This is a genomic window from Pseudanabaena sp. SR411 (assembly GCF_002251945.1).
Taxonomy (GTDB): domain Bacteria; phylum Cyanobacteriota; class Cyanobacteriia; order Pseudanabaenales; family Pseudanabaenaceae; genus Pseudanabaena.
Map to the genome: position 1 here is coordinate 1 of NZ_NDHW01000112.1, position 15,203 is coordinate 15,203.

A 15,203-nucleotide genomic window follows, 5' to 3' on the forward strand; every position below is an offset into this window, starting at 1 on the left:
ATGTGGTTATCTTTTATAAAACCCCTTCCTGCCTACTTTTGCAACTTTTTGTCCTGTACTAAGGGCTTGGTATAAAGACTATTTGCAAATTTAGAAAAAAGCGGGAATCTTGGCGTTTATTTAGAGCGTGTTTGAGAAGTTAATATACATGCAGTTTTTAGCTAAAACATTGGCTTTAGCCCCCTCAATCCCCCAATTCTGGGGGGCTTGAATCTGGTTCCCCCCAGAATTGGGGGCTAGGGGGGCTAAAGCAAAACTTCTCAAACACGCTCTTAGGTTCCTTTTAAAAAATGTAGAGATAATTCATGAATTATCTCTACATTTTTTGGCTCACTCAATGTTATAAGAGTAGTGATGGCAATGGAGCTTGCCGAAACCGCTTTGCGCTATAAATTGCTTTTATAACGTTTAAAAGGCTGATGGCTCCTACTTATTCCGACTTGTGGCGGAAAGGTAGGACTGCGCGGATGCCTAGATCAATCTTTCCTCTACAAGTCACGTTCTACATTTCAAAATTAACGTGACGCGATGTTAGAAAGTATTATTTGGATTTTGGTGATGGGTTTCTTTGTTGGGCAGATTGCTCGACGGTTGAGAGTTCCTGCACTTGTTGGCATGGTGCTAGTTGGCATCCTTTTAGGAATGCAAGTAGGCAATGTAATTAGTCCCGAAGTGCTAGGTGCGGCTAAGTCCCTCCGCATGATCGCTGTGATGGTGATTTTGATGAAAGCAGGGTTGGGGCTTGATCGCGAAAAACTCACACAACAGGGAACTGTCGCCTTAAGATTAGGATTTTTACCTGCGGCTTGTGAAGCGATCGCGATCGCCATTGCGTCGATGTGGTTACTTCAGTTTGATTTTTTAACGGGGCTATTACTAGGCTGCATTATCGGCGCAGAATCTCCTGCTGTCATCGTACCCGCGATGCTACGACTGAAAAGCTTAGGATGGGGAGTAACCAAAGGGATTACTGATGCCATTCTTACGGGTAGTGCTTTGTCAAATGTATTGCTTCTGATGGTGTTTAGCCTACTGCTCCCATTTTTATCCCAAAGCACAGCAACAGGTATAACTTGGCAATTACTTCCATTTCAAATCATCATCCAAATTACATTAGGTGTAATAATGGGATGGGTCTCGGCTCGAATGCTAGTATCACTGTTAATCAAGCAGAATTGGACTCAAAATGCCGCTCAAGATTCTTTAGTTTCCGCAAGTATCGCTCTCTGGCTGGTAGTGCTAGCCGACCATCTTCCTGTTTTCTCTGGCTATATGGCGGTGATGGCGATGGGATTTTTCTTAATAGAACTAGATGCACCTCTAGCTCGCAGACTACGAGGAGGCTTTGATAGTTTATGGACGATCGCCGAAATTATTTTGTTTGTGTTACTAGGAGCAAGTATTCAACTGAATGTTTTAGGAAACAATCTGCTAGTAGGGCTTTTGATATTAGGAATTGGAACTTTGATTGGGCGATCGCTAGGTTGGTATCTGTCTACTGTGGGTAGTAATTGGACATGGAAGGAGCAGTTGTTTCTATTGCCAGCCAACTCCGCTAAGGCGACAGTACAGGCGGCTATTGGGGCAATTCCTTTGGCGCAGGGGATTACTGGTGGTGAGACAATTTTAGCGATCGCCGCACTTTCGATTTTAGTCACTGCGCCTTTGGGTGCATGGGCGATTCCTACCTTTGCTCCCAAACTTCTAGAACGAGGCGAAGTCGATCCCACCAAAGTAGCGATTTCGGGTTGTCCAGTTTTCCTTGCTGCTGTCGATGACTCTGCCTTAGCAACAGATGTTTTAACTAAAGCCGCAGACTTAGCAAGGCGTAGTGATGGTGAGGTGATTGTTTTGTATGTGGATAATCTTGGCGATCAACAGGCGATCGCGCTTTTGCAAGAAAAATCTCAAAAGCTCTTATCAGATATTCGCTATGAGTTTTTAAGCCTGTCAGGTACAGTTCCCGAAGAGATTCTTCGGGTGGCTGAATTTCGCAAAGTAACGGATATTGTAATCGGCAAACGAGGACATCAACCTTGGGAACAGGTGCTAGTGGGTTCTGTTTCTCAAGCAGTTTTAGAAACGAGTCTTATCCCTGTGATTCTAGTAGAATCACGTTCTGAGCAATCTATTTATATCTAGACACAAAAGACAAGTGGATAGGCGGCGCGAAGCGCTGCCTATCCACTAGAGACAATTTGAAGTAACGGGTTTGGCTAATAAATCTAATAACAGCCTATGCAATAAATTGGTCTGCTCCAGCATTGCCATATGACCGCAGTTAGGGAGTTCAAATACATTCTCACCATAGCCATTAAAAGAATGATGAAAACTAGCAAGATGGCTTACATACTTTGGTTCCATAATTTTGTCATTTGCCCCAGCAACAAAATAAACTGGTTGTCTCAACTTCGATACGATCTGCGGCAATTTGTGAACTTCTACTTCACTAGTAGAACCCAGCAAAGTTCCTCTCGCGGATGGATATTTGGCAGAGACAAAATCGATCGCTCTTTGTCTCCCCCAATTACGATCTAAGGTGCTGTAAACACTATCTTTAGCGAATTGGGCATGAACTAAGGGAAGATTCTTCAGCCATTGAGGACGCAATCTTAAAAGAATTTTACCTGCGGTACGAAATTTCTCAAACTCTTCTTTGATATAAATGCCCCCACCCGCATTCAGGCAAACCACACCCAAAACCCGATCGCTTAATAAATTAGCAGCCCATAGAGCAATTGCACCACCGAGAGAATGCCCCACCAACCAAACCTGAGAAATCTCTAAACGATCAAGCAATTCTTCTAAATCCCTCGCATAGCTAATTAGCGAGTATTCATCGCGATCGCCAATTTCAGAAAGTCCAAACCCCCGTAGATCATAGGCTAAACATTGAAAATCAGGTTGTAACTGAGCAATCAAGGGTTGCCAATAGGCTTTACTTAGCATCCAACCATGCAAAAAAGCAATTGTGGGAGCTTTGTGCTTCGACTGAGCAGGAGAAGTGAGGCTGTAGCTGTGTTTGGCTCCTTGAATGATGACACTAGACATATAGAGAAAAGCCTATAGTTACAAACAAAATGCGATCGCTGATCCAATAATATAGCAAGACAAGTAGTTTAAGCGCCTTGTTCCATAGATAGGTATAGGGTTTTCCTATGGATAACGTAAAGCGCTATATTAGTTTATAGAGAAAGTAATCCGTCTGTAAGCAAGTTTCTGGGCAAATGACTAGGATCAAACAAGTAAATCGCCTGCAATCACAAATTAGTCAGGCAATTCAAGCCAATCAGCAAGAGCCGATAGAACCTTTTGTGGTGGCTGCGTTTTATCATTTTACAGAATTATCAGATTATGAAACAATGCGAACTCCACTTAAGGAGTTTTGTGATGCTCTTAAACTCAAAGGAACAATCCTACTAGCCAAGGAAGGGATTAACTCCACGATCGCAGGTAGTCGCGAAGCGATCGATGCTTTACTAGCCCATTTGCGTAACGATCCCCGTCTTCAAAACTTAGAGCATAAGGAATCCTATTGTGACGGAATTCCATTTCAAAAGATGAAAGTACGGCTCAAAAAAGAAATTGTGACTTTAGGTGTACCAGATATTGATCCTAGATATCGAGTTGGTACTTATGTTGCACCTAAAGATTGGAATGCATTAATTGCTGATCCTGATGTGATTGTGATTGATACACGCAATAATTATGAAGTGGAATTTGGCACATTTAAAGGGGCGGTCAATCCTAATCTAGAAACTTTTGGTGAGTTTCCTGACTATGTACAAGCCCAACTAAGTCCTGAGAAACATAAAAAAGTTGCTATGTTCTGCACAGGCGGAATTCGATGTGAAAAGGCTAGTGCCTATATGCTCTCTCAAGGTTTTAGCGAGGTATATCATCTTCAGGGTGGCATTCTCAAATATATAGAAGAAGTGCCAAAGGAAGAAAGTGTTTGGGAAGGTGAATGTTTTGTCTTTGACGATCGCATCAGCATTGACCGAGTTTAAATAAAGTGCTGCGCGAAGTGCGGCACTTTATTTGAGTTTAAGCGCAAAGCTCTGTGAGTAACGAGACTGATCGGGATCGAACCGATGGCCTAGCGCTTAGGAGGCGCTCGCTCTATCCAACTGAGCTACAGTCTCTCTTGATCAAATTACGGATATATTCTCAAAAGTGACTCAGACATTATAGCAATTGCTCGTGAATTATACCAAGACACAAAATGGCTACGCCATTTTGTGTCTTTAAAACCCTTACAGGGTTTGGTTTTTAATTCACAAAATTGTTGCCACACTTTAGTGAATTGGTATTAGAAGCGATCGCCTCAAATTGTCTCCTCAGTAAACATAAAAGTGGCGACGCTTCGCGTCGCCACTTTTATGTTGTGACTTATCGAGATGTGATTGAAAGCCCTTCAACGATCATTGCAGGTACATATAGCGAACCGTGCCATTGCCGATCGCTGCCCACTGCTACCACCTGATTGAGTGCAGTATAGACATTTCCCGATAGCATCGTATCTTTGACCCGTCCGATAATTTTGCCATTTTTAACGCGGTAGCCCAAATCCACATTGATCGAAAAATCCCCTGACAGATCCATACCATCACCCAAGACCTGATCGATGATTAAGCCATTTTTTAAAGTTGCCGCGAGTTCCAAAATATCGCCTTGGATCGTTTGACTAGCCGCGATCGCCAAATTAAACAATCCAGGACTAGGATAATTGCCTAAATCTCCGCGAAAGCCATTGCCTGTCGCCTTAATTCCCAACTCCTTACAAGTACGCATATCTCCATAAAACCCTTGCAAAATACCACGATCAATCCAAGTAACTTCCTGTGTGGGTGTACCTTCATCATCAAAAGGAGAACTATAAACGCCAAAATTAGGATGTTGGGTGACCGTGAAAATATCAGAAATTACAGGCTGTCCAGTTTTGTCTAGCCAAGGTGTCGCCTTTTGCTGCACCTGTCTCCCACTCATGGCGATCGCCACCACACCCCATAACAAATCCGCCGCTTTGCCCGTAAAGATCACAGGCGATTTTGCCGATGGAGCAGGAGCATTTTTCTTCGCCCAATCAAGATATTGCAAAACTTTTTTGGCGATCGCATCAAGGGGTAAATTACCCCGTTCTGATTGACCATACCAAACATTGAGAAAGTCATCTCCCCGCGTTAACTCCGCACTCAGAGAGCCATCTACCGTAATATCGGTATAGCCACAGTCCAAACCTTTACTATTGAGGATGCGTACCGTTTCACGACCACAATCCCAATCTGCGCCACACACAGCCTCAGGATAATGATCGATCACCTGCGCGATCGCTTGTTTTCCCCAATCCACCATCTGCTCAACAGTAACTTCCTGTCCATATAGTTTCGGATAGTCAGCAACAGTCGATTCGCGCAATAAGATCTCTTCAGGTTCATTTAAAGCACTCAAGGCGATCGCCTGCTGTACCAAATCTTCAGGCTCTACGGCTCCATAGGCGATCGCTAAGCCCACTTTGCCATCTTTCCAAATCCGTAACCCCACCCCCTCTGAGTCAATGCTCTCTAGCTGCTTCAGCCGATTTGCCTCAAAAAATACTGGTCGAGAAATCGAGCTTGAAGCATATACTTCGGCTGCTTCAGTTCCCGATTTGAGCGCAAGTTCTAATAATTGTTCAGAGTTAATTGTCATAGCGATCGCTAGCTTATAAAAGAAAATGCTTTGCATTTTCTTTTATAAGCTTAGCAGGACAGCTATTCGACACCTTCATATCGCCATGCAACAGGATCGATCGCTGCACCATTGACATATAGCCCCCAGTGTAAATGTGGCCCAGTGACAGCACCCGTCGAACCAACCGCGCCAATCACTTGCCCAGCCTTCACAAAATCTCCTTCTTTCACATAGATTTTACTGAGATGCAAAAAGATACTTGCCACACCCTGACCATGATCTAAGCCGATCGTGTTGCCATGTAACAGAAAACCCTGCGATACAGTCCCCACTAAGCGGATATATCCAGATGCTGGTGCAATTACAGGGGAACCAGTACCTCCTGCATAGTCCACACCACGATGATAATAGTCGTCAGCAAATACGCCATTGTAATAACGCTGAATCCCAAAACCTGTCGTTATTTCACCTTCATTTGGTCTGAGGAATGCACCATTCCAGAATTTCTGAGGTGTCACTAATTTTTTAAAAGCTGAAACTTTGTCCCATTCATAATCTGTAGGTTCTGATCCACCACCCGAATCATTAATCCAAATACTTTGAGTCGGAAATTTGCGATCGCCTAGTTGCATTGGCAAGGTTTGTTGTAAACCATCAGCCTTGACTATCACTTGTCTTAGCCCAGCCTTATCCAGTGGAGTCGTAGGAATAAACGCTCGCCAGCGATTTTGAGACATGGGGAAGGCGGGATATTGTTGGCTATTTACCGATACTGTTGGCGGCGTGCTTGCAGGTTTATCAGTCGCAATCCAAACCGATACAGTATCGCCAAGTTTGGGTGCATTGGGTCTAAGCATTGATTGCAATGCATCGGCACGAGATACAGTGAAGATTACAGAGGCGATCGCCGATAGCAAACTCAGACCAAGTAGTAATGGCAATTTGAGGTGGAATTTCGGGGGATAAGCAACCATAGCAATAACAGGGGGTAAAGAACTTAAAGAAGCGTTGTGCTAAGCACAACGCTTCTTGTTTTTAAGGAATCAACGGAATCGTGGCACTACGAGTAAACTGCTCATAGGCTGAATCTAAGTTAAGAGGGTATATCGCCTTAAATTTGTAGTCTTTGTACGCATCAGGAATCTTGGCAAATTTTTCTAACACTTGCTCCTTAGACAAAATTTGACCTTTCCATTCCAGTGCTTGACGTTCTAGCCAACTGAAATAAGCCTGTTGAGCCTGTAAACCCGTTACATCAGTGACATCACCATGTCCTGGGACAACCTTAGCTTCGGGATAAATAGCAATTAAGCGATACAAACTTCCTTGCCATTGACGAATATCACTGTCGCCAGTGTAAGGAATACGCTTATTAAATACCATATCTCCTGTAAATAGAACCTTGGCATCGGGTATGTAGGCAACTAGATCCGTTCCCGCCGAATGTCCATCTACGCGCTCAATCCTGACTTGACGATCGCCTAACCAAAGATCCGTTTGACTATTAACAATTACCGTTGGGGGCGTAACACCACCAGTATTGTTTTTGCCACTTTGAATATATTCACGAATTACGCCGCGCCCAAGCACAGGAATTTCCCGCTTCACAAACACGGAATTTCCACCTGTGTGATCAAAATGATAATGCGTATTCAAAACGTACTTGATGGGCTTATCTGTGAATGATTTGACGGTAGAGATCATCAGTTCACCTAGTTCAGGTGTTTGGAATGGATCGATCACCAACACCCCATCACTACCAATCACAAAACCACCATTGCAAATCGCTACCGCAGGACTCGCAGGTGGGAAATCAGTGCTAGCAACTAGGGCATAAATTCCTTGAGCAATCTCTTGTAGTTGCAAGCCTGCATTTTGTAGGCTTACAGTCTTAATACTTGTTTCGGCAGATGGATTTTGAGCCTGAACTTGTGGCTGACTTTGAGCATCAGCGGGCATCCACCCATGTCCGAGTGTTATTGACATTACTGTGGCGATTGCAGCCAACAAAAATGCCAAAAGGTATTTAATTTTTAGCTTTTTTAGCATCTTCATTCCTTAGAGCTAGATTTTGAAGCTTAGCAACTTCAAAACTAGTGTAAACCAAATCCAAAATCTAAAAAGGGAATGGGGCGCTTCGCGCCCCATTCCCTTCAAAATTAAAAAGCCCAGAGTTATGAAAGCATTGAACTTAGTAACTTTGTCGTCACTACTCTGCCACCTTCATAATTCTGGGCTTTTCTGAAATCTTGCATATGTTGAACCTTAAAGTTGAACTCTAGAGCTTAACTTCGATGTCCACACCTGCGGCTAAATCAAGCTTCATCAGTGCATCAATAGTTTTTGCCGATGGTTGGTAAATATCGATAATCCGACTGTGAGTACGGGTTTCAAAATGCTCGCGTGAATCTTTATCTACGTGGGGAGATCTAAGGACGCAATAGATACGACGACGGGTTGGCAGAGGAATAGGACCAACAGCCGCAGCGTTTGTACGATTAGCAGTTTCGACGATTTTTTCGCAGGATGAATCTAGCAGGCGATGATCGAAAGCTTTAAGACGAATCCGAATCTTTTGTTGTTGAGGTGCCACAGTTCTTAGGGATTTATTCGGGTAAAATTTTCAGCGTTTCTTATATTACCACTGCAACAACCGAAAATCAAATAATTTGAGCAGCAATTATCATTGTCGAAATCGGTTTTTTGAAAGCCTTTCCTAGTCGAGCTTTCAAAAAAACCGATTTTGATGTTTCTAGCGCCAAAGGCGCTGGAAACATCAAAATCGGTTTCATATTCAATTTGTCGATTACTATCCTGTTACAATTGCTAAATAGATACATCCACACAATTTTATCTAGCTAGAAATATGTCTTTGCTTCTTTCTGCCCCCATATTGGCTGCAATTGTCTATACCGCGATCGCAGGTACATATTTACTGGTGATCCCCTTAATCGTGTTGTTTTATTTCAAGGCGCGTTGGTACAAAACAGGATCTGTAGAAAGGGTATTTCTCTGCTTTCTTGCCTTTTTCTTTTTCCCAGGATTATTACTACTCTCTCCCTTCTTTAACTTTCGACCCATAGCAAGGCAAATTTGAGCCTAAATTAAACTGAGCGCTTCTTGCTCAGTTTAATGAAAAATATTTCAGAGATTAAAAATATGCGCCGCATTGATGCCCTAGCAATTACCCTTGCTTTTTTTGGATTTGGTGGAGTTGCCTTCTGGGCGTTTCGCTCCTCTGGCTTGGATGCGACTAATGCGGGTGTTTGGAGTCAAGTGGTTTTAGTAGGTGTATTAATTGCTTGGATATCCACCTATGTATTCCGAGCTGTCACCAAGACGATGACTTACAATCAGCAGCTAGATGAGTACAAAAAAGCAGTGCTAACCAAGAAGTTAGAAGAAATGTCTCCTGAAGAGCGAGAGACTTTACTTGCAGAAGTAGCTGCCGAAAATCTATTAGCTCAAAATGCCGTCAAAGATGAATGAATCAGCGATCGCCTTACTATTCTCTATTTCATCCTAAGCTACTTGCTAAGCGGATTAGTTCCTTTGGCTTCCCCAGAGATTTGGGCGATCGCTTTCAAATAGTGCAGAAATGGTTATATTTTGCAAAAGATGGTGAACCATCAAATCTGATCGCTGAAGCCCAATTTTTGCATGATATTTTTGTTGACATTTTGGGATATAAATCTCCCTTTGAGAGCAATGGAGGGGCTTGGGAGTTAGAACTACATCCCCATCCTGCCCTCGGTTTTTTTACAGAAACTTCAGCAAATGTGATTGCCGAAATCCGAGTTAATGCTGCCGAAGAAGGCGCGATCGTTAAGCCCGATCCAGAACATGAGGCAACTGAATGGCTAATCGTCTTGGATTATCGAGAAATATGTCTTTATCATCGTGATGTATCGAGCTTATTCTGTCAGAGATTTGCTTGGGAATCGTTAGCAGATCTGGAACAACTCAAATCCTTTTATTTTTTATTGTCGAGGCGAACTCTGCTTAGAGGAATTGCCAATAGTGAAGAGCGATCGCGTACCACCCATTTACTAGAAGAATCTCATCAACTAGAATCTGAAGTTCTCAAAAATTTCTACAGTCACTATTACAAAATTCGTAGTCAACTGATCAAAGATTTCCGCTATCGACTCCAACTTTTAGCCCATCCCGTTGAAGATGCCGAAAATCCTCTCCAAATCAAAGCCGAAGATGCGATCTCGATCGCCATTTATCAAGCCCAAAAGCTCTTAAATCGGATCTTGTTTGTGGCTTACTGTGAAGATCGGCAGCTACTACCTGAAAATTTAATTAAGGATGCTTACGAATTTAAAAACCCTTACATTGTGCAACCGATTTGGGAAAACTATAAAGCCATATTTAATTGGGTACAAAATGGTAATGCGAATTATCACATTCCCATTAACGCTTATCCATTTAGCTTGTTTGAGAGCGATCGCATTTTAGATCAGGCTCTGTTTGTCGGCGATGAATTATGTCGTCAGATTAAAGAGATTGCCAAATTTGACTTTAACGAAGATATCACGCGCCATATTCTGACCTGTCTGTTTGATGAATCAATTAAAGAGCTATCTCAATATCGTAAAGATTTAAGTAATCTCAGCAAACGTCGGACTCCTAAATTACCTTGCAAAGCAATTTTACAAAGTGAATCAGTAATTCGCACCTTGCAGCAGCATCTATCTGGATCAAAGGAGCATCGCAATGGCGATCGCCAATTTACCCAAGACACTTTGGCATATTGCCAAGAGTATCAAAAACGTTTATTGAAAATTAAAATTGTTCATTCTAAATGTGGTGCAGGTGTATTCCTTACTACAGCTCTGGAGTTTTTGCTTTCTGAACATGAGCGCATTCATTATCTATTAACTAAGTTTTCAGACAATTCAGACAATGTAGAAGCGATCGCTCACCAAACACCGACAGAAGTAATAACGCATATCCTGCAACACAATCTTTTTGGTTGTGATGTTGTTGAAGAGTCCATTGAAATAACCCGTCTCTCACTCTGTCTGCGATCGCTAGAAATCAATGCATCATTACCAGACTTTGAGCGCAATATTCAACTCGGTGAATTAGCCCATTGTAATTTTGGTGAAGAGTTTAAAGCTGCAAGCGATCGCGGCGAGGTGATTATCTTAAAATAGTAAATGCCCTTTAGGGGCATTTACTATTACATGCGACCGCGCAACATTTGCGCCATTTCATTTGGTTTCGGTGAGTTTTCTACCGCAGTTTCCTCCGTAATTCGACCATCTTCGTAGAGCTTATAGAGTGACTGATTCATGTTGACCATTCCTTCATAGGTACATTTAGGAATTAGCGCCTCAATTTCATCCACTTCACCTCGCTTGATGTAGTCACGCACCGCGTCAGTGTTGATCATGATTTCATGAACGGCGGCTCGCTTCCCATCGGTAGTACGCACCAATGATTGAGCAATAACTCCCACCAAAGATTCTGAGACTTGAATCCGCATCGGTCCTTGCTGTTCAGGTTCGTAAAGGTTGAGAATCCGCTCAATCGTTTTCACCGCACTATTGGTGTGTAATGTTCCAAATACTAAGTGTCCTGTTTGAGCAGCCTTTAGCGCTGTGTTCACGGTTTCTTTATCGCGCATTTCTCCAATTAGAATGATGTCAGGATCTTCGCGCAAAGCAGCTTTTAGGGCATTATCAAACTTGAGGGTATGGATGCCCACTTCCCGTTGTTTGATCAGGGCTTTTTTACTTTGATGCACAAATTCAATCGGATCTTCAATGGAAATTAAATGCTTCTGCATTTCCGTGTTAATAAAGTCCACCATCGCCGCCAAAGTGGTCGATTTACCTGAACCCGTAGGGCCAGTTACGAGAATCAGACCTTTGTGCGTATAGCAAAGCTCACGGAATACCTCTGGCAAACCAAGCTGGTCAATTGACAAGATCTTTAAGGGAATCAGTCGCAATACCATAGCGGAGCCACGCAACGAATCAAAAACATTGATCCGACAACGGGCAAATTCGTACTGAGTTGCGCCGTCAAACTCTAGGGTGTCTCGAAATTGCTGGATTTGCTTATCATCCATAATTTCTGTCAACCAAGTGTCAAAGGTTTGCTTGTCTGGAACTGGATATTGCTCCTGTGTCACCATTAAGCCCCGACTCCGAAAGCGGACTGGTTCATTCACCCCAGCATGAACATCAGAACAGCCTTGTTCATGGGCATCTTTGACGATTTGGGCAAGGGTCGGTTGCCCTGTACTACGCTGTAAAATCGCTGGTACACCTAGCCCTGGTAAGTTTGGAGGTGGACCTGGACGAATTGGCGGACGTGGGTTTGGTGGTGGTGGCACACTCGTGACTTGAGTGTCTGTGGGAATTGTCATTTGAGCTTGGCGGGCGGCAGCCGCAGCACGGGCTTGTTGTGCGGCCATTGCTTGTTGCTGTTGTGCTGGAGTTAGTCCCGCACGGGCTTGCTGCGCTTGAGGGTTAGGAGGCGCTTGAGGATTGGTGGGAGGTGCGACACGCTGCTGGGCGGGTGCGGCGGGGTTTGTACGTGGCTGTGGCACACCACCACCAGAGGAAGGTGGCGGTACGGGAGGCATCCCAGATTGCGTCATAGTTGAACCTCGAAAAGTGCTGTAGGTGGGGATCAGATTTGATGAGGAGCTTTTTGCTATTCAAATTCTGCTATTTGACCTAAAAATAACCAATCCTGTTACTTAATAGGCTAAAAATATATTAGCCCTTGTAAATACTATCCTCAAATAATTAATGAATATTCTCAGTGCCCTGCGATCTAAACCGAGCGCAGAAAGCAAAAAACCTGCTAAGCAATCAACTCCTAAACAAACAAAAGGTATTGAAATTAAGTCTCAACGTGAGTTGGACTATATGCGTGAATCATCTCGCATTGTGGCAACGGTACTCAAAGAAATTTCGGAGATCATTGCACCAGGAATGACTACTATGGATCTGGATGCCCATGCGGAGAAGCGGATTCGTGAGATGGGTGCTGTACCTAGCTTTAAGGGATATTGTGGGTTTCCTGCGAGTCTTTGCACTAGCATTAATAATGAAGTTGTGCATGGCATACCTAATGCTAGAAAAGTGATTAAGCTCGGCGATCTGGTCAAGGTTGATACTGGCGCATTTAAAAATGGGTTTCATGGAGATTCTTGCATTACCGTAGCAGTCGGCAATGTCAGCGAGAAAGCCGCTAAGTTAATGCGTGTGGCTGAAGAAGCCCTTTTTAAAGGGATTGAGCAAGTGAAACCAGGTAATTGTATGCTCGATTTAGCTGGGGCGATCGAGGATCATGTTAAGGCTAATGGTTTTGCGATTGTTGAAGATTTTACAGGACATGGGGTGGGGCGGAATCTACATGAGGAACCCTCAGTATTTAACTTTCGGACGCATCAGTTGCCAAATGTACGCTTTCGTCCGGGGATGACCTTGGCGATCGAGCCAATTTTGAATGCTGGTTCAAAGCGCGTCAGGATTTTGGCGGATAAGTGGACAGCAGTAACTGTGGACAATCAACTTTCGGCGCAGTTTGAACATACGGTTTTGGTGACAGAAACTGGTTATGAAATTTTTACCGATCGCTCTAAAGTCTAAGCAAGATCAAAAAACTTTGCTGTGCAAAGTTTTTTGATGAAATAGATGAAATAACCTATGCAAAATATTTTTTTAGCTGGTTCTAGTCGAGGCGTTGGGCGTGAAATAGCCAAGTTGCTACTAGAAAATGAGCCACCATCTGTAAATCTCACAGTATTCCTCCGCAATCCTACCTATGTAGTGGAACTAGAGGCGCTAGGTGCAAAGGTTGTATTTGGTGATGCCTTAAATTCTGCTGACATCGAAGAGGCTTTACATGGTCGTGCAATTGATGTAGTGATTACGACGATGGGTGGTTTGCCCAGCGATCGCGGTGAACGTGCCGACTGTGAAGGCAATAAAAATCTGATTGAGGCCGCTATTAAATCTGGAGTCAAGAAATTTATTCTGGTTTCTTCGATTGGCAGTGGTAGTAGCGTAGTCGCGATCGCGCCGCAGGTGTTGCTAACATTTGGTGCAATTCTCAAGGAAAAAGAAAAAGCTGAACAGCACCTAGTTGATAGTGGCTTAACCTACACAATTATTCGCTCTGGTGGATTGAAGTCCGAAGTTGCCACAGGTAACGCTGTACTGACGGAAGATCCTACGATTGCGGGAATTATCCATCGAGCTGATGTTGCCAAGTTAGTTTGTGATTGCGTCACTTCTGATAGGGCAAATAATAAAGTTTTTTCAGCAATTGATCGTAATATGCTGTTTAAACCAGTAGAGTTTGAGACGTTCGATTTGTGAGACAGCTATGCAGGAATATATTGTTAAAGCTGGAGATACGCTATCAGCGATCGCGAAACGCTTTTTAGGTGTCAATGGTGATTGGCGGGAGATTGCCCGCATTAATAACATTACTAATCCCGCAAGTCTGCAAATTGGTCAAAGACTGCTCATCCCTATTGCCGCGAGTCCGCCGATCACCCAAAATCCTGAAGTTGCGATGGTCAGGAATACATTGCAGGGAGTGTATCCACCCAATAAAATTGCCATTTCGTTTACCACCGTTGGCAGTGATGTGATCGCTAAGTTGCTAAATACAGGGCAGCAAGAATCCTTTGCCAAAACTAAAGATCTCGGACTATATCGCCTAGGCATTTTTAAACTGCGCGACTTTATCGCCTATGGCTCTGGCTTATTGCAACAGGTGCAGATGAGTCCATCTGAAATCAAAGTGATGTTGGTAACGTCGGCAAATGAAGGTAGCCTTGACGCGATTAATACTTGGGACAGCCAATATCTCAGTTTTGGGATATTCCAATGGACGTTAGGAAGCGCAGGACAGCAGGGCGAATTACCTGCGTTGCTCAATAATTTAAAAAGACGTTATCCATCAGAGTTTCAATATTATTTTGGACAGTTTGGCTTGGATGTAACTTCTCTAGATGGCATCACGGGTTGGATGTCCCTCAATGGCAATCGTCTAGTTAATGCTGCCGATAAAAACCTGATGCGGCAACCACTTTGGGCGCTAAGGTTTGCGATCGCAGGTATGGATGCACTAGTGCAATCGGTACAGGTACTGCACGGGATTTCACGACTTGATCGCTTTTATTTTACGCCTACCCAAACTTTGCAAGGCTTTACCCTTTCGCAGCTATTAAGCTCAGAATTTGCAGTGGCGCTGCTGCTTGATCACCATGTCAATCGTCCTAGCCATGTGATTCCCTGTGTTGCCGATGCGATCGCGCGATCAGGTTTAACTCCTGCTCAAGTGGCTCAAAGTTCTATCGACAATGAAGCCCTAATTATTCAAAATTACTTAACCTTGCGCGAAACCTTTGGTGGCACAAGCGCCATGACTAAATCCCGCGAACGCGCCGAACTAGCGAGACAGGCGATCGCGACTAATAATCTTTCTCCCCAGAGATTTTCATTTCGCTCTAACCGTCAATCAAGATTTATCTAAAACAAAAGGCTTTC

The 15,203-nt window shown here is 43.5% G+C and carries 14 protein-coding genes, 1 tRNA gene and 1 riboswitch; of the genes, 8 read left to right on the forward strand and 7 right to left on the reverse strand.

The genetic code is table 11. The features are described from left to right. Nucleotides 1–347 precede the first annotated feature (347 nt). Nucleotides 348–436: riboswitch (Fluoride riboswitch) on the forward strand. A gap of 92 nt (nt 437–528) precedes the next feature. Then, a complete protein-coding gene (locus B9G53_RS11530; RefSeq protein ID WP_094532314.1) occupies nt 529–2,142 on the forward strand; it encodes a sodium:proton antiporter in 1,614 nt (537 codons plus the stop codon). A gap of 45 nt (nt 2,143–2,187) precedes the next feature. On the opposite strand, the gene B9G53_RS11535 is transcribed toward B9G53_RS11530, so the two are convergent. Then, the gene (locus B9G53_RS11535) at nt 2,188–3,051 is read right to left on the reverse strand and encodes an alpha/beta fold hydrolase (RefSeq protein WP_094532316.1); all 864 of its coding nucleotides are present in this window, start codon (nt 3,049–3,051) and stop codon (nt 2,188–2,190) included. A 176-nt stretch (nt 3,052–3,227) separates the two neighbouring features. Here B9G53_RS11535 and B9G53_RS11540 point away from each other — a divergent pair, with 176 nt between their 5' ends. Next, on the forward strand, nt 3,228–4,010 hold the full coding sequence (locus B9G53_RS11540; protein WP_094532318.1) for a rhodanese-related sulfurtransferase: 783 nt from the start codon (nt 3,228–3,230) through the stop codon (nt 4,008–4,010). 61 nt (nt 4,011–4,071) lie between these two features. Here the strand turns inward: B9G53_RS11540 and B9G53_RS11545 are convergent. The 5 genes from B9G53_RS11545 to rpsJ all read right to left on the reverse strand — a co-directional run bounded on the left by B9G53_RS11545 (nt 4,072) and on the right by rpsJ (nt 8,266). Further along, nucleotides 4,072–4,145: transfer RNA gene (locus B9G53_RS11545), tRNA-Arg, on the reverse strand. Nucleotides 4,146–4,392: 247 nt separating this feature from the next. Then, nucleotides 4,393–5,727 (reverse strand): TldD/PmbA family protein, encoded by a 1,335-nt coding sequence (locus tag B9G53_RS11550; RefSeq protein WP_254923634.1) that lies wholly within the window; start codon nt 5,725–5,727, stop codon nt 4,393–4,395. A gap of 26 nt (nt 5,728–5,753) precedes the next feature. After that, nucleotides 5,754–6,647, reverse strand: coding sequence for a M23 family metallopeptidase (locus B9G53_RS11555; RefSeq protein WP_094532320.1), 894 nt, complete (start codon nt 6,645–6,647; stop codon nt 5,754–5,756). A 61-nt stretch (nt 6,648–6,708) separates the two neighbouring features. Next, nucleotides 6,709–7,659, reverse strand: a complete 951-nt coding sequence (locus tag B9G53_RS11560; protein ID WP_254923635.1) for an MBL fold metallo-hydrolase — start codon at nt 7,657–7,659, stop codon at nt 6,709–6,711. Between the two features lie 292 nt (nt 7,660–7,951). Next, nucleotides 7,952–8,266, reverse strand: a complete 315-nt coding sequence (gene rpsJ, locus B9G53_RS11565) for a 30S ribosomal protein S10 (RefSeq protein WP_009625825.1) — start codon at nt 8,264–8,266, stop codon at nt 7,952–7,954. Between the two features lie 273 nt (nt 8,267–8,539). Here rpsJ and ndhL point away from each other — a divergent pair, with 273 nt between their 5' ends. From ndhL to B9G53_RS11580, 3 genes are all read left to right on the forward strand, one after another. Continuing rightward, on the forward strand, nt 8,540–8,770 hold the full coding sequence (ndhL, locus tag B9G53_RS11570; protein WP_094532324.1) for an NAD(P)H-quinone oxidoreductase subunit L: 231 nt from the start codon (nt 8,540–8,542) through the stop codon (nt 8,768–8,770). A gap of 62 nt (nt 8,771–8,832) precedes the next feature. Continuing rightward, nucleotides 8,833–9,162, forward strand: coding sequence for a DUF3007 family protein (locus tag B9G53_RS11575; RefSeq protein WP_094532338.1), 330 nt, complete (start codon nt 8,833–8,835; stop codon nt 9,160–9,162). Next, nucleotides 9,159–10,838, forward strand: a complete 1,680-nt coding sequence (locus tag B9G53_RS11580; protein ID WP_094532326.1) for a hypothetical protein — start codon at nt 9,159–9,161, stop codon at nt 10,836–10,838. The genes B9G53_RS11575 and B9G53_RS11580 overlap by 4 nt, the downstream gene beginning before the upstream one ends. 26 nt (nt 10,839–10,864) lie before the next feature. Here B9G53_RS11580 and B9G53_RS11585 read toward each other — a convergent pair whose 3' ends face one another. Then, nucleotides 10,865–12,292, reverse strand: a complete 1,428-nt coding sequence (locus B9G53_RS11585; protein ID WP_094532328.1) for a type IV pilus twitching motility protein PilT — start codon at nt 12,290–12,292, stop codon at nt 10,865–10,867. 154 nt (nt 12,293–12,446) lie between these two features. Here B9G53_RS11585 and map point away from each other — a divergent pair, with 154 nt between their 5' ends. The 3 genes from map to B9G53_RS11600 are packed head-to-tail and all read left to right on the forward strand — an operon-like array spanning nt 12,447 to nt 15,189. Continuing rightward, nucleotides 12,447–13,292 carry a type I methionyl aminopeptidase gene (gene map / locus B9G53_RS11590; RefSeq protein WP_094532330.1) on the forward strand — a complete coding sequence of 282 codons (846 nt, stop codon included), beginning with the start codon at nt 12,447–12,449 and terminating at the stop codon, nt 13,290–13,292. A gap of 57 nt (nt 13,293–13,349) precedes the next feature. Then, the gene (locus B9G53_RS11595; RefSeq protein ID WP_094532332.1) at nt 13,350–14,024 is read left to right on the forward strand and encodes an SDR family oxidoreductase; all 675 of its coding nucleotides are present in this window, start codon (nt 13,350–13,352) and stop codon (nt 14,022–14,024) included. A 7-nt stretch (nt 14,025–14,031) separates the two neighbouring features. Then, nucleotides 14,032–15,189 carry a LysM peptidoglycan-binding domain-containing protein gene (locus B9G53_RS11600; RefSeq protein WP_094532334.1) on the forward strand — a complete coding sequence of 386 codons (1,158 nt, stop codon included), beginning with the start codon at nt 14,032–14,034 and terminating at the stop codon, nt 15,187–15,189. Nucleotides 15,190–15,203 lie beyond the last annotated feature (14 nt).

What these genes read in the sequence shown, in the direction of transcription:
- B9G53_RS11530 (WP_094532314.1), top strand. Translation starts at nt 529, where the DNA reads ATGTTAGAAAGTATTATTTGGATTTTGGTGATGGGTTTCTTTGTTGGG.
- B9G53_RS11535 (WP_094532316.1), bottom strand. Translation starts at nt 3,051, where the DNA reads ATGTCTAGTGTCATCATTCAAGGAGCCAAACACAGCTACAGCCTCACT.
- B9G53_RS11540 (WP_094532318.1), top strand. Translation starts at nt 3,228, where the DNA reads ATGACTAGGATCAAACAAGTAAATCGCCTGCAATCACAAATTAGTCAG.
- B9G53_RS11550 (WP_254923634.1), bottom strand. Translation starts at nt 5,727, where the DNA reads ATGCAAAGCATTTTCTTTTATAAGCTAGCGATCGCTATGACAATTAAC.
- B9G53_RS11555 (WP_094532320.1), bottom strand. Translation starts at nt 6,647, where the DNA reads ATGGTTGCTTATCCCCCGAAATTCCACCTCAAATTGCCATTACTACTT.
- B9G53_RS11560 (WP_254923635.1), bottom strand. Translation starts at nt 7,659, where the DNA reads ATGTCAATAACACTCGGACATGGGTGGATGCCCGCTGATGCTCAAAGT.
- ndhL (WP_094532324.1), top strand. Translation starts at nt 8,540, where the DNA reads ATGTCTTTGCTTCTTTCTGCCCCCATATTGGCTGCAATTGTCTATACC.
- B9G53_RS11575 (WP_094532338.1), top strand. Translation starts at nt 8,833, where the DNA reads ATGCGCCGCATTGATGCCCTAGCAATTACCCTTGCTTTTTTTGGATTT.
- B9G53_RS11580 (WP_094532326.1), top strand. Translation starts at nt 9,159, where the DNA reads ATGAATCAGCGATCGCCTTACTATTCTCTATTTCATCCTAAGCTACTT.
- B9G53_RS11585 (WP_094532328.1), bottom strand. Translation starts at nt 12,292, where the DNA reads ATGACGCAATCTGGGATGCCTCCCGTACCGCCACCTTCCTCTGGTGGT.
- map (WP_094532330.1), top strand. Translation starts at nt 12,447, where the DNA reads ATGAATATTCTCAGTGCCCTGCGATCTAAACCGAGCGCAGAAAGCAAA.
- B9G53_RS11595 (WP_094532332.1), top strand. Translation starts at nt 13,350, where the DNA reads ATGCAAAATATTTTTTTAGCTGGTTCTAGTCGAGGCGTTGGGCGTGAA.
- B9G53_RS11600 (WP_094532334.1), top strand. Translation starts at nt 14,032, where the DNA reads ATGCAGGAATATATTGTTAAAGCTGGAGATACGCTATCAGCGATCGCG.